The sequence below is a fragment of the Nocardioides korecus genome, assembly GCF_054778395.1.
The window spans coordinates 448,087-461,319 of the sequence record NZ_BAAGZO010000002.1 but is presented as its reverse complement, the minus strand read 5'-3'; the positions used below and the strand labels follow the sequence as shown (position 1 = coordinate 461,319).

Genomic DNA, 13,233 nt, shown 5'->3' with positions numbered 1-13,233 from the left:
TCGCAGGCCGCCGTACGTCCGTACCACCTCCTGGAGGAATCCGATGCGCCGCACGTCCGTCCTGATCACCGCGACCCTCCTGGCCGCGGGATCCCTCGCCGGCTGCGGCGGCTCGAGCGGCTCGAGCAGCACCGGCTCCTCGGGCACCGCGACCGCGACCCCCGGCGCGGACGGAACCCCGACCATCGACATCACCGTCAAGAACGGGAAGATCACGCCCCAGGGCGCCCAGGTGCGGGTCAAGGCCGGGGCCAAGCTGACCTTCCACGTGACGGCCGACGCCAAGGGCGAGATCCACGTGCACAGCTCGCCCGAGCACGAGTTCGAGTACACCGCCGGGACCACCGACGAGACCATCACCCTGGACAGCCGGGGGGTCGTCGACGTGGAGTCGCACACCCTGGACAAGCTGGTCGTGCAGCTCGAGGTCCGCTGAGTGACCGAGCCGCTGTCGGTGCCCACCCTGGTCGCCGGCCTGGTCCCGATGCACGGCATCGGGGGCGCCAAGGACCTCCCGATCCCGCTGGGCCTGGCCGTCTCCGCGGCCACCGCCGCCCTGGTGGTGTCGTTCTGCGTGCTCGCGCTGGCCTGGCGCGCGCCGCGCTACGACCCCCCGCGACCGGGCCGCCCGGTCCCGACCGGGCTGGCCCGGGTGCTGGAGAGCCCCGTGCTGGCGTGGGGTCTGCGCGTGCTCGGGCTGGTGGTGGCCGCCTACCTGGTCTGGCCGCTGGTGTGGGGGCCGGACCTGGTCACCAACCCCGTGCTCGGGACCTTCTACGTCCTGGTCTGGGTCGGGCTGGTCCCCGCCTCGTTGCTGCTGGGGCCGGTCGTGAGGGCCGTGAGCCCGGTGCGCACGCTGCACCTGCTGATCGCGCGGGCCACCGGCGGCGACCCCGCCCGCGGCGTCCTGGTGCTCCCCGAGCGCCTCGGGCTGTGGCCGGGGGCGGTCGGGCTCTTCGCGTTCGTCTGGGAGGAGCTGGTCAACGAGCAGAGCGGGTTCGTGGCCTCGGTGCGGATCTGGCTCGCGGCGTACCTGGCCGTGATGCTCGTCGGCGGCGCCCTCTTCGGCGACACCTGGTTCGCGCGCGCCGACCCCTTCGAGGTCTACTCCTCGCTGGTCGCGCGGCTGTCGCCGTGGAGCCGGTCCGAGGGTCGCCTGGTCTGGCGCAGCCCCCTGGCCCACCTGGCCACCACCCCGGCCCGGCCCGGGCTGCTCGCGGTGGTCGCGGTGCTGTTCGGGTCCACGGCCTTCGACAGCTACAAGGACACCGTCGCCTGGCAGGGGTTCGTCGACCGGGTCGGACTGAGCCCGGTGCTCGTCGACTCCGTCGCCCTGGTCGTGTTCTGCCTCGTGGTCGGGATCTCGTTCACCCTCGCCTCGGTGGCCACCGGGGTGGGCACCGACGACGGTGCCGGGACCGGCGTACGCCGTGGGCAGCTGCCGCTGCTGCTGGCCCACTCGGTGGTGCCGATCATCGTCGGCTACATCACCGCCCACTACCTGTCCTACTTCGTCGAGCAGGGCCAGCGCACCCTGATGCAGCTCAGCGACCCCCTCGTGCGGGGCGACGACCTCCTGGGGACGGCCGACTGGAGCATCAGCTACTGGCTCTCCTTCCACCCGACCCTGCTGGCCGTGGTCAAGGTGCTGGCCATCGTCGTGGGCCACGTGGTGGGCGTCGTGGCGGCCCACGACCGGGCCCTGGCCCTGCTCCCGCGGCGCCACCAGGTCACCGGGCAGTTGGGCCTGCTCGTGGTGATGGTCGCCTACACCGCGACCGGGCTCTACCTGCTCATGGGTGGCTTCTGAGCACGTCACGCCCGAGGACCCCGAAGAGGTGGTCGTGCACCCCGACCAGGGCCCGTCGCAGCCCGGAGTCGCCGGTCTCGGTCAGCGCCCGCCCGGCGACCAGCGCCCGGTCGGTGGCGGGCCGGTCCTCGGGCAGAAAGTGCACACCGGTCGGGCGCACGTAGCCCTCGACCATGCCGACGATGTCGCGACGCCCCCAGCCCAGGGAGTCGCGCATCCGGTTGACCACCACCGTCACCGGCACCCCCGAGCTCTCGCGCAGCTCCACCAGCGTCCGGGCGAGCCGGGCCAGGCCGGTGGGCTCGGCGGTCCCCACCACGACGACGTGGTCGGCCAGGGCCACCGCGTCCAGGGTGAGCTGGTTGCGCGAGACCGGACGCCCCAGCTCGGTGTCGTCCTCGAGGCTGAACCCGGAGTCGACGACCACGTCGCCGACCTCGGCGGCCCGCTCCAGGACCGCGTCCAGCACGCCCGGGCGGGCCTCGACCCAGCGGTCGGGGCGGGGCAACCCGGTCAGGACGTCGAACCGCTCCCCCACGACGCGGCGGCACCGCGCGAACGCGGCGGCGTCCAGCCCGCCGGCGTTGACCAGCCGGGCCGCGGCCAGCAGGCCGGAGACCTCGTCGAGGATCCCCAGGTGCTGGGCGACGGCACCGCCGTGCGGGTCGGCGTCGACCAGCACCGTCGGGTCGCCCGCCTGCGCGTGCAGGGCGGCCAGCCCGAGGGCCACCGTGGTCCGGCCCGGCGCCCCCGCCGGCCCGTGCACCACGACCACGCGACCGGGTGCGCCGACGGGCGCGAGGGCCGAGACGTCCTCGGGCTCGGGGTCCACCACCAGCTCCCGGGACCCGGCGGAGACGACCAGCTCGGGCAGGGCCTGCAGGTCCTCGGGACCCACGGCCGTCGACCCAGGCGACCCGGGCGACGCGGGCGACGCGGGCGACGCGGGCGACGCGGACGACCCGGACGACCCCGCGGACACGGTGCCCACCACGCCGATCCGCGCCATCGCCTCGGGGTCACCACCGACGGCGACGCAGCGGACGTCGTCGCGCAGCAAGTGCATCACCGCGTCGGCGTCGAGACCCGGCAGCCGACCTGAGACCACCGCCACGTCGGCCTGACCCGTCGCGGCGCTGGCGAGGAGGTCGTGGAGGTCGACGCAGCGCTTGAGGACCACGACGCCGTGGGCGGCCAGCACCCGCATGGCGTCGGCCTCCCAGGCGTCCCCACCGGCGGTGAGCAGCACGGTCGTGGCCGCCACGGTCATCCCTTCCGGGCGACGACGACGCGGCCGTCGGAGATGCCGCCGAGCGCAGCGCCCAGGCTCGCGGCCCGGTCGGCGGAGACGCCGACGATGACCTGGCGCGTCGAGCGGGGGGCCAGGGAGTCGGCGGCCCGCGGGACCGCCACCACCGTGACGTCGGTGAGGACCCGCGTGGCCCGCACCGCGCCCGAGCCCGTGGCGACCTCCGGGGTCACCCAGACGTCGACGACGGAGCCCTGCCGGACGGTGGCGGGCAGGTCGTCCTCGGCCACGCTGAGCGGCACCTCGACGAGGTCGGTGCCGGCCTCGCGGGCGAAGGTCGACCGCGGCAGCAGCTCGCCGCGGGCGACGGGCCGGTTCAGCGTCGCCCCGGCCGGGACGGCATCGGCACTCGAGAGGTAGGCGTCGGCCGTCGCGGCGTCCGGGAAGCGCACCTGCCGGCGCTGCAGGTCCGCGCCGGTCACCGTCGCCCCGGCCGGGAGGTCGCGGGCCACCGCCCAGACCCCGACGGTGTCGTCGGCCGAGGCCATCAGCCGCGCCCCCAGGACCACCGATCCCGCGACCAGGACCAGCCCGAGCAGCAGCCGCGGGTTGCGCCACCCGGGTCGGCGGGCGCGGGTCGCGCTCGGCGGCCTCGGTGGGGCCGAGGGGCCCGGGTGCGACCCGGAGTCGGCCGTCGTCGTGCGGTCGGTGGTGCCGGTGGAGCGAGCCATCAGGTGCGTGATCCTCTCGGGACAGGGGGCGCGGGGTGCAGGACGGGCGCGAACGGGGCCGTCCACAGGCGGACGGGGGTGTCTGCTCGCCACCGCACGAGGCTGGTGGCACAGTGGCCCGCATGAACGCGACCCCGAGGTTCTTGCAGCTCGCCGACGTGGCGGAGGTGCTCAACATCTCGGGAGCGCAGGTCTACGCGCTGGTGCGTCGTCAGGAGCTGAAGGCGATCAAGATCGGGGGCCGCGGCCAGTGGCGGGTGGAGGCCTCCGAGCTCGAGGCCTACATCCAGCGGGCGTACGCCGACGCCGACGCCTTCGTGCGCGAGCACCCCTTCGTCGAGGGCAGCACCGCCCCCCGCGACTGAGCCGCACCGCCGGCCGGCCCGCCGCGCCGTCACGCGACGCCCCCACGACTCTGCAGCGCTGACAGCGCCCGGGTCGGGACGACGTGCACCGTGCCCTCGCCGACCCGCAGCTCGACGAAGTCGGCTCCCACCCGTCCGACCCGTCCGGTGACCTGGTGGCCGTCGGCGGCGTTCGCGACGCACTCGGCCGAGGACCGGGCCAGGCCACGCAGCACGCTGCGCAGGCCGAGCCGGTCGAGCACCGACCACGTCTCCTCGGCCGCGGCCCGGGTCGAGAGACCCGCCGCGGAGAAGACCGCCCCCATCGGCACCACCCACTCGGTCGCGCCGTCCCGCACCAGGAGCCAGTCGTGGCCCACCCGGGCCAGGACACCGTGGACCTGGAGGTCGCCCAGCAGGCGCAGGCGCACCGCGTGACCCACCGAGGCGTGCCAGCGACCCGCCAGCGTCACGGCGGCGTACTCCGCCTCGACGCGGTCGGCCACCTCGAGGTCGCGCTCGACCAGGTGCAGCCCCTCGGCCTGCTGCTCGAGGTCGTCGAGCAGCGCGAGCAGGGAGCGCTCCCAGGACGACATGGGACGACTGTGCCCGGTGGTCCAGCTCACGAAACAGCGTCATCTGCCCTGTGGACGGGTGTTTGACAGGCACCTCCAACGGGCGTTGTCTGATGCAAACGCACGCAAACGAAAGCATCGGGGCTCATGATCTCGGCACGGACCTCCCCCACGACGACGCTGCAGCCACGCCCGTCACTACCGCCCCACCCCGGGGCCGGCGGGCCTGCCGACTTCGACGCCCTCGTGGTCAGCGGCGCTCGCTGGGTGCTGCTGGGGTGCGCCGTGTGGGCCCTGCTGATCGTGGTGGCGGCCGGCGTCGAGCTGGTCTCCGGCGGGCGCACCCGCGCGCTGACCTGGGTGGCGGCCCCGGCCTGGGTCCGCCGGCTCGTGCTGTCCCTGCTCGGCGCCACCCTGGTCGGGGTCCCGGCCACCGCCGGACTCGCCACCGCGGCCGTCACCACCACCACCACCACCGCTGCCGCAGCACCGGCCGGGAGCACGACCACCGGGATCGTGGGGACCGTCGTCCCCGGTGCGCCCGGTCCGAACGGTGCGGACGAGTGGGGCGGAGGGAATGGGTCGGACGGGTCGAACGGGGCTGCCGGTCCCGACGGGCTACCGCTGCCCTCGCGTCCGGCGATCGAGGCTGCGCCGCTGCCCGTTCCGACCCCGTCGTCCTCCTCGACCCGGCCAGCGGCCCCGTCCACGACCCCCGGGTCGCCGTCCTCGTCGCCGTCGCCGTCCCCGACGCGGCCAGCGTCCCCCACCGGACCGTCGAGCCCGACGTCCGCGCCCTCCGACGGGGCGGCCCGCCCGGTCTCGCCCGGGGAGGCCGGGGGCGGGTCAGCCGCGGGGACGGCGCCCACCGGCGGGCCGACCGGCCCTGCCCGCGCAGCGTCGAGCACCGAGGCGGCGACCGTGACCCACGTCGTCGTGCGCCCCGGTGACTGCCTGTGGGACCTCGCCGCCCGGCGGCTGCCACCGGGGGCGTCCCGGGCCGAGGTGGCGGCGGCCGTGAGGCGCCTGCACGCGCTGAACCACCGGCTGATCGGCCCGGACCCCGACCTGCTCAGACCGGGGCAGCGACTGGCGGTGCCGCGACGGCTCTGACGCCAGCCCACGACCCCGGCTCCACCCGACCGACCGCCTGCGAGGAGACGCCATGACCGCCCAGCTGCACCGACCGACCACGTTCCGCTCGACCGTCACGCTGCCACGCCCGACCGGGTCCACCACCGGGTTCACCACCGGGTCCACCACCGGGTCCACCACCGGGCCGGCCGCAGGACCTGGCCACGGCAGCGTGCAGGGCACGCTCGCGCTCGACTTCGGGACCTCGGTGCGCAGCCACCGGGGCGCGGACCTGCGCGTCGTGCCCGGTCAGCGGGCGGAGCTGGAGGCCTTCGCCCACCGGTTCGCCCACGCGGTCGTGGAGGTGGTCGGGGGCGACCGCGGGCCCTCGCAGCTGCTGCGCTGGACCAGCGAGAGCGTGTACGCCGACCTCCAGCGCCGGTGCGCCCTGCTCAACCGGACCACGCCGGGCGACCGCCGGGTGCGCCGCGTGCGCAGCCAGGTCCGCAGCGTGCACCTGTTCTGCCCCTCGCCCGCGGCGGCCGAGATGAGCGTCCACGTGCGTCACGGGGAGCGGTCGCGCGCGCTCGCCGTGCGCATCGAGCTGGTGGAGGACCGCTGGTGCTGCGTGGCCCTCCAGTTCGGCTGAGGCCCACGGCCGCGGACCGCAGCGGCCCGGCGGGTGCCGGGCGCCGCGGTCCTGCTCAGCCGTTGGCGCGCGCGGTGAGGCCGGTGGGCCCGCCCGGGGCGCCGTGGCACTTCTTGTACTTCTTGCCCGAGCCGCAGGGGCACTCGGAGTTGCGGCTGATCCCGGCGTAGGCGTCGACCTGGCCCGTCGCGGGGGCGGCGACGACCTCGGCCTCGCCGTCCTCGCTGGGGGCGGTGTAGGTCAGCTGCGCCGGGGGCCGCGTCTCGCCCAGGCCCTTGGCCCGGATGTGCACGTGGTCGTGACCGGCGTGGTCGTGGTCCGCCGCGAGCAGGGTGTCGCCCTCGGCGCCGTCCGCGTCCTCGTCCCCGGCCTCCTCGTCGACCTCGACCTCGAGGTTGAACAGGAAGCCCACGGTCTCCTCGCGGATGCCCTCCTTCATGGCGTTGAACATGTCGAAGCCCTCGCGCTGGTACTCCACCAGCGGGTCGCGCTGGGAGTAGGCCCGCAGCCCGATGCCCTCGCGCAGGTAGTCCATCTCGTAGAGGTGCTCGCGCCACTTGCGGTCCAGCACCGAGAGCATGACCTGGCGCTCGAGCTCGCGCATGACCTCCGACCCGACCTCGGCCTCCCGGGCCTGGTAGGCCTTCTGGGCGTCGGCCTTGAGGTCGTCGAGCAGCGTGTCGCGGTCGAGGCCGTCGCGGCCACCGGCCTCGCGCTCGAGCTCGGAGGCCCGCAGCGAGACCGGGTAGACGGTCTTGAGCGCGGCCCACAGGGCGTCGAGGTCCCACTGCTCGGGGAAGCCCTCGGTCGAGGCCACGACGTACGCCGTGACGACGTCGTCGATCATCTCGACGACCTGGTCGTGCAGGTCGGCGCCCTCGAGCACCCGACGACGCTCGGCGTAGATGACCTCGCGCTGGCGCGACATCACGTCGTCGTACTTGAGGACGTTCTTGCGCGACTCGAAGTTCTGGGCCTCCACCTGGGCCTGGGCCGAGGCGATGGACTTGGTGACCGACTTGTTCTCGATCGGCACGTCGTCGGGGACCTTGAGCGCCACCAGGACGCGCTCGACCCAGTCGGACTTGAACAGCCGCATGAGCTCGTCCCCCAGCGAGAGGTAGAACCGGGACTCGCCCGGGTCGCCCTGACGGCCGGAGCGACCACGCAGCTGGTTGTCGATGCGGCGCGACTCGTGGCGCTCGGTGCCCAGGACGTAGAGGCCGCCGGCCTCCTTGACGGCGTCGTGCTCGGCCTTGACCTGCGCGGTGATCGTCTCCAGGGTCGCGGGCCAGGCGGCGTTGTACTCCTCCTCGTGCTCGACCGGGTCGATGCCGCGGCTGCGCAGCTCCTGGTCGGCGAGGAACTCGGTCGAGCCGCCGAGCATGATGTCGGTGCCGCGACCGGCCATGTTGGTGGCCACGGTGACCGCGCCCTTGTGGCCGGCCAGGGCGACGACCTTGGCCTCGTCGGCGTGCTGCTTGGCGTTCAGCACCGAGTGCGGGACGCCCTTCTTGCGCAGCAGGCCCGAGAGCAGCTCGGACTTCTCCACCGAGGTGGTGCCCACCAGGACCGGCTGGCCCTTCTGGTGCCGCTCGGCGATGTCCTCCACGACCGCGAGGAACTTGGCCTCCTCGGTGCGGTAGACCAGGTCGCGCTGGTCGATGCGCGACATCGGCTTGTTGGTGGGGATCGGGACGACGCCGAGCTTGTAGATCTTGTCGAACTCGCTGGCCTCGGTCATGGCCGTGCCGGTCATGCCGGAGAGCTTCTCGTAGAGGCGGAAGAAGTTCTGGAGCGTGATCGTCGCGAGGGTCTGGTACTCCTCCCGCACGGTCACGGCCTCCTTGGCCTCGATCGCCTGGTGCAGGCCGTCGTTGTAGCGGCGGCCCGAGAGGATCCGGCCGGTGTGCTCGTCGACGATGAGGACCTCGTCGTCCAGGACGACGTACTCCTTGTCGTTGCGGAACAGCTCCTTGGCCTTGATCGAGTTGTTCAGGAACGAGATCAGCGGGGTGTTGGCCGACTCGTAGAGGTTCTCGATGCCGAGGTAGTCCTCGACCTTGGTGATGCCGGGCTCGAGGATCGAGATGGTGCGCTTCTTCTCGTCGACCTCGTAGTCGGTGTCCTTGTCCAGGCGACGCGCGACCTTGGCGAACTCGGCGTACCACTCCACCTCGTCCTGGGTGGGGCCGGAGATGATCAGCGGCGTCCGGGCCTCGTCGATGAGGATCGAGTCGACCTCGTCGACGATCGCGAAGTGCGGGGTGCGCTGGACCAGCTCGTCGAGCGAGGTGGCCATGTTGTCGCGCAGGTAGTCGAAGCCCAGCTCGTTGTTGGTGGCGTAGGTGACGTCGCAGCCGTAGGCCTCTCGACGCTCCTCGGGGCTCATGTCCGGCAGGATCACGCCGATGGTCAGCCCGAGGAAGCGGTGGATGCGGCCCATCCACTCCATCTGGTACTTGGCGAGGTAGTCGTTGACGGTGACGACGTGGACGCCCTTGCCCGTCAGCGCGTTGAGGTAGGCCGGGAGCGTGGAGACCAGGGTCTTGCCCTCACCGGTCTTCATCTCCGCGATGTTGCCGAGGTGCAGCGCGGCGCCGCCCATGATCTGGACGTCGTAGGGGCGCTGGCCCAGGACCCGCTTGGCCGCCTCGCGCACCGTCGCGAACGCCTCCGGCATCAGGTCGTCGAGGCTCTCGCCGTCGTCCAGCCGCTTCTTCAGCTCGACGGTCATGCCCTGGAGCTCCTCGTCGCTCATCGCGACGAAGTCGTCCTCGATGGCGTTGACGGCCTTGGCGATGGCCTCGAGCTGGCGCAGGATCTTGCCCTCGCCGATGCGCAGGACCTTGTCGATGATCGACACGCGGACTTCTCCCTGGGGGTGGGTGCAGGTGGGGCGGCTCGTCGCCACGAGGCGGGGCCGTCCTCCATCGTAACGTTCGGGCGCCCGCGTTGGTTTCGACCTCAGGGGGTGAGGGCGCCCGAGGTGCCCAGCTGCCAGACGGCCAGGCCGTGCAGCCCCGACTGCGCCGCGAGCCGTCGCCGCAGGTCCACCGACCGCGCGTCGTCCCACCACAGCGTGCGGCCCCCCGGCAGCGCGGCCGTCCACTCCCCCGCGGTCGCGTCCCAGCGCGCGGCGGAGCCGGCCAGCTCACGGGCGCGCGGGACGGAGAGCTCGGAGGGGCCGCCACCCCACTGGTAGCCGTACGCCGCGGCGCCCAGGTCCACCTTCGAGCGCGGGACCAGGCGCAGGAAGGTGCGCAGCTGCCCCCGCACCCACGGCAGGGCCCCGACCGGCCCGACCTGCGACCACGGTCCGTGCTGGTCGTAGCTCATCAGGACCACCACGTCGAGCACCCGCGCCAGGGCGGGGAGGTCGTAGCCGCCCGCCCGGTAGCCGGCTGCGTCGTCGCTGGCCGACACCGCCATCGACAGCCGCGTCCGCGCGGGCAGCGCCCGGCGCACGGCACGGGTGAGGGCGGTCAGCCCGCTGCGGTCGCGGGGCGCCAGCGCCTCCAGGTCGAGCTGCACGCCGTCGAACCCCGCGGCCCGGCGGGCCAGCGCGCGCGCGACCGCGCGCCGGTGGCTCGCCGAGGCGAGCACGCGGTGGGCCAGCCGCTCGTCGAAGTCGCCGAGGCCGTCGCTGTGGTTCGAGACCAGGAGGACCGCCGTGCGCCCGGCCCGGTGGGCCGCGTCGCGCAGGGCCTGGGCGTCGGCGTCCACGGCCGAGACCCGGTCGGGGGCGAGCAGCACCACGCCGTCGACGCCGACCGTGTCGACCAGATCCCCGTCGCGGGTGATGGTCGCCGGCGCCGCGTCCCCCGCGAGGGCGTAGCCGGTGACGACCGGGCTGCGGGCCGCGGTGTCGCGCACCAGCCCGGCCGTGGGGGCCGGCCCGACCGCGCAGGCGGCGGTGGCGACCGCGAGCAGCAGGGCGGTCAGCAGGGTCGCGGCGGGGCGGTTCGGCACGGGGGCAGGCTCTCACCCGGCGACGTCGGGCGTCAGGTGGAGGCGATCTCGGCGGCGAGGGCCGGGGCGAGGTCGCCGCGGTCGGCGACGACGATCTCGTCCAGGTCGAGCCACCGGGCGAGGTCGCGCAGCTCCTCGGCGAGCTCGTGGGCGGTGTCCGGGGGCGCCGCCTCCTCGGCGTACGACGCCTGGACGCGGAGCGTGCCGGTCGCCCGGTCGGCCTTGAGGTCGACCCGGCCCACGATCCGGTCGCCGAGCAGGAACGGCAGCACGTAGTAGCCGTGGCGTCGCTGCGCCGCGGGCACGTAGATCTCGATCCGGTAGTGGAACCCGAACAGCTTCTCGGTGCGCTCGCGTTCCCAGACCAGCGGGTCGAAGGGGCTCAGCAGGGCCCGGGCGCGCACGGTGCGCGGCAGCGCCGCCTCCCGGTGGAGGTACGCCGGGCGGTCCCAGCCCTGCACCCGCACCGGCTCCAGCTCGCCGGCCTCGACCAGCTGCTCGACCGCCCGGCCGGCCGCGGCCTGGCCGGCGCCCCGCTGCATCTGGAGCCGGTAGTAGTCGGTGAGGTCGCGCAGGGTGGCCACCCCGTGGCTGCGGGCGGCGCGGCGCACGAGCTCGACGACGGCCTCCTCGCGGGTGGGCGTCGGCAGCGCGAGGACGGCCGGCGGCAGCACCCGCTCGGGCAGGTCGTAGACCGGCTCGAACGACGGGGTGCGGCCCGCGATCGCCAGCTGGCCCGACACGAACAGGTAGTCCAGGGCCTTGCGGGCCTCCGACCAGTTCCACCCCCAGTGCTCGCGCGAGCGCGGGGCGCCGTCGTCGAGCATGCGGGCGGTGGCCGCGCCCCCCTGCCCGACCTCGGCCAGGACCCGGGCGACCACCTCGTGGTTGCGGCGCTGCCACTCCCCCCAGCGGGGGCTGTCGCGGAACTCCTCCATCCGGTGCTGCATCACCGGCCACAGCTCGACCGGCATCAGCGCCTGGACGTGGGCCCAGTACTCGACCACGCGGCGGGGCCGCTGCTCGGCCGCCCGGCGCAGGAGGTCGGTGTCGTAGGGACCCATCCGCGAGAACAGCGGCACGTAGTGGGCGCGCTGGAGCACGTTGACCGAGTCGACCTGGAGGAGGCCGGTGCGCTCCAGGGTGCGCGTGAAGGTCCGCATGGTCGGGACGGCGTGGCGCGGGTCGCGGAACCCCTGGGCGGCCAGGGCCACGCGTCGGGCCTGGGCCAGGGAGAGCGAGCGCCCGCCTGCGGCCGCGGTCACGGGATGTCGAGGAGCTTCTCGCGCACGGCGTACATGACGGCCTCCATGCGCGAGTGCAGCTGCAGCTTCTCCAAGATGTTGCGCACGTGGTTCTTCACGGTGTTCTCGGAGATGAACAGCTCCTTGGCGGCGTCGCGGTTGTTCATGCCCTTGGCGACCAGGCGCAGGACCTCGAGCTCGCGGTCGGTCAGGCGCGGGGTGGGGACCTGCTCGCGGTCCGCGCGCGCCATCTCCTTGAACTCGTCGATCAGCTTGACCGCCATCGCCGGGCTGATCAGCGACTGCCCCTCGGCCACGACCCGCACGGCCTGGGCGACCTCGTCGATGGAGGAGTCCTTGAGCAGGTAGCCCGAGGCGCCGTTCTTCACCGACTCGTAGAGGTCGCCCTCCTCGTCGCTGACGGTGAGCATGATGATCTTGACGCTCGGGACCTGCTCCTTGATCTCGATGCACGCCTGCAGCCCGGACCGCTTGGGCATGCGCACGTCGAGCAGCACCACGTCGGGGACGGTGGCGACCACGAGCTCGGTGGCGCTGATGCCGTCACCAGCCTCGCCGACGACCTCCAGGTCGGGCTCGACACCCAGGAGCATGACCAGCCCCCGGCGGAAGAGCTCCTGGTCGTCGACGACGACGACACGAACGGCGTCGTCCGCCCCGGCAGTCTGCTCTGTGCCCATCTGCCCATCATGTCAGCAACCGGCCGCGCGCGGAGCCGCCTCGGGGTCGCCGCACGGCGCGGCGACCCCGAGAACGGCACGTCGACCCCTAGGTGAGGTCGAGCGCGATCACGCCGTAGTCGTAGCCGCGGCGCCGGTAGACCACCGAGGGCCGCTCGCTCTCCTTGTCCACGAACAGGTAGAAGTCGTGCCCCACCAGCTCCATCTCGTAGAGCGCCTGCTCGCACGTCATCGGCGAGGCGGTGTGCGTCTTCTCGCGCACCACCAGCGGACCGTCGCCGGTCACCGTCACCGGCCCGACGCGGCGCTCGACGGCGACGTCGTCGCCCTCGGCCGCCGCGGCCGTCGGCGGACGGCTGCGGGCCATCGCGCTGGCCACCGACTCCGGCGTGTGCTGGCCGCGGTGGACCTTGCGCCGGTCGGCGGCACGCCGCATCTGCGACGCCATCTTGTCCACCGCGAGGTCGAGCGCGGCCATCTTGTCCTCGGCGCAGGCCTCTGCGCGCACCACGGGTCCCTTGGACCGCGCGGTCAGCTCCAGGCGCACGGCCCGTTCGGGCTCGCGAGCACGGGGTTCCTTCTCCACCAGCACGTCCACCCGGATGATCCGGTGGTCGTGCTTCTCCAAGCGGGCGAGCTTGTCCTCGACGTGCTCCCGGAACCGGTCCGACACCTCGCAGTGACGGCTGCTGACCACGACATCCACCTTTGACCTCCAGTGTGTGCGACTGATCCTGCGATCCTGGCTACCCGGAGACCCCCGTCGCCCGAGACGTGCGGGGGCGCGACAGACCCGCTCGGGTCCGGGGGTTCCCGGTCGAGCGGGTCGTGGGTGTGGAGCGCGCGACGCCATCACGGACGTCCTGGAGCCGGGCCACTCCGTG

General features: G+C 73.8%; 13 protein-coding genes. 5 read left to right on the top strand and 8 right to left on the bottom strand.

Translation table 11 applies throughout. The features are described 5' to 3' along the window. Positions 1-43 precede the first annotated feature (43 nt). Both ACYVDA_RS05435 and ACYVDA_RS05430 read left to right on the top strand, forming a co-directional pair. A complete protein-coding gene (locus ACYVDA_RS05435; RefSeq protein WP_460815749.1) occupies positions 44-436 on the top strand; it encodes a cupredoxin domain-containing protein in 393 nt (130 codons plus the stop codon). Further along, positions 437-1,810 (top strand): hypothetical protein, encoded by a 1,374-nt coding sequence (locus ACYVDA_RS05430; protein ID WP_460815747.1) that lies wholly within the window; start codon positions 437-439, stop codon positions 1,808-1,810. Here the strand turns inward: ACYVDA_RS05430 and ACYVDA_RS05425 are convergent. Next, complete coding sequence (locus tag ACYVDA_RS05425) at positions 1,794-3,074, bottom strand: AAA family ATPase (RefSeq protein WP_460815746.1); 1,281 nt, start codon at positions 3,072-3,074, stop codon at positions 1,794-1,796. The two genes, ACYVDA_RS05430 and ACYVDA_RS05425, sit on opposite strands and share 17 nt — an antisense overlap. 2 nt (positions 3,075-3,076) lie before the next feature. Then, positions 3,077-3,790 (bottom strand): CpaB family protein, encoded by a 714-nt coding sequence (locus ACYVDA_RS05420; RefSeq protein ID WP_460815744.1) that lies wholly within the window; start codon positions 3,788-3,790, stop codon positions 3,077-3,079. 122 nt (positions 3,791-3,912) lie between these two features. Between ACYVDA_RS05420 and ACYVDA_RS05415 the strand changes: the two genes are divergently transcribed. After that, entirely contained in the window at positions 3,913-4,155 is a 243-nt protein-coding gene (locus ACYVDA_RS05415; RefSeq protein ID WP_460815742.1) for a helix-turn-helix transcriptional regulator, read from the top strand. Positions 4,156-4,184: 29 nt separating this feature from the next. Here the strand turns inward: ACYVDA_RS05415 and ACYVDA_RS05410 are convergent, their stop codons facing one another. Next, entirely contained in the window at positions 4,185-4,730 is a 546-nt protein-coding gene (locus ACYVDA_RS05410) for a hypothetical protein (RefSeq protein WP_460815741.1), read from the bottom strand. Between the two features lie 126 nt (positions 4,731-4,856). Here ACYVDA_RS05410 and ACYVDA_RS05405 point away from each other — a divergent pair, with 126 nt between their 5' ends. Together ACYVDA_RS05405 and ACYVDA_RS05400 are read left to right on the top strand one after the other, a co-directional pair. Then, the gene (locus tag ACYVDA_RS05405) at positions 4,857-5,822 is read left to right on the top strand and encodes a LysM peptidoglycan-binding domain-containing protein (RefSeq protein ID WP_460815739.1); all 966 of its coding nucleotides are present in this window, start codon (positions 4,857-4,859) and stop codon (positions 5,820-5,822) included. 52 nt (positions 5,823-5,874) lie between these two features. Further along, positions 5,875-6,432, top strand: coding sequence for an Rv3235 family protein (locus tag ACYVDA_RS05400; protein WP_460815737.1), 558 nt, complete (start codon positions 5,875-5,877; stop codon positions 6,430-6,432). Positions 6,433-6,487: 55 nt separating this feature from the next. Here ACYVDA_RS05400 and secA read toward each other — a convergent pair whose 3' ends face one another. The 5 genes from secA to hpf form a co-directional block, all read right to left on the bottom strand. After that, on the bottom strand, positions 6,488-9,298 hold the full coding sequence (secA, locus tag ACYVDA_RS05395) for a preprotein translocase subunit SecA (RefSeq protein WP_460815735.1): 2,811 nt from the start codon (positions 9,296-9,298) through the stop codon (positions 6,488-6,490). A gap of 101 nt (positions 9,299-9,399) precedes the next feature. Then, the gene (locus tag ACYVDA_RS05390) at positions 9,400-10,404 is read right to left on the bottom strand and encodes a glycosyl hydrolase family 18 protein (protein ID WP_460815733.1); all 1,005 of its coding nucleotides are present in this window, start codon (positions 10,402-10,404) and stop codon (positions 9,400-9,402) included. 32 nt (positions 10,405-10,436) lie between these two features. After that, on the bottom strand, positions 10,437-11,669 hold the full coding sequence (locus ACYVDA_RS05385) for a winged helix-turn-helix domain-containing protein (RefSeq protein ID WP_460815731.1): 1,233 nt from the start codon (positions 11,667-11,669) through the stop codon (positions 10,437-10,439). Then, on the bottom strand, positions 11,666-12,349 hold the full coding sequence (locus tag ACYVDA_RS05380; RefSeq protein ID WP_460815729.1) for a response regulator: 684 nt from the start codon (positions 12,347-12,349) through the stop codon (positions 11,666-11,668). The genes ACYVDA_RS05385 and ACYVDA_RS05380 overlap by 4 nt, the downstream gene beginning before the upstream one ends. Before the next feature lie 88 nt (positions 12,350-12,437). Next, complete coding sequence (gene hpf / locus ACYVDA_RS05375) at positions 12,438-13,055, bottom strand: ribosome hibernation-promoting factor, HPF/YfiA family (RefSeq protein WP_460815727.1); 618 nt, start codon at positions 13,053-13,055, stop codon at positions 12,438-12,440. Between the last annotated feature and the right edge of the window lie 178 nt (positions 13,056-13,233).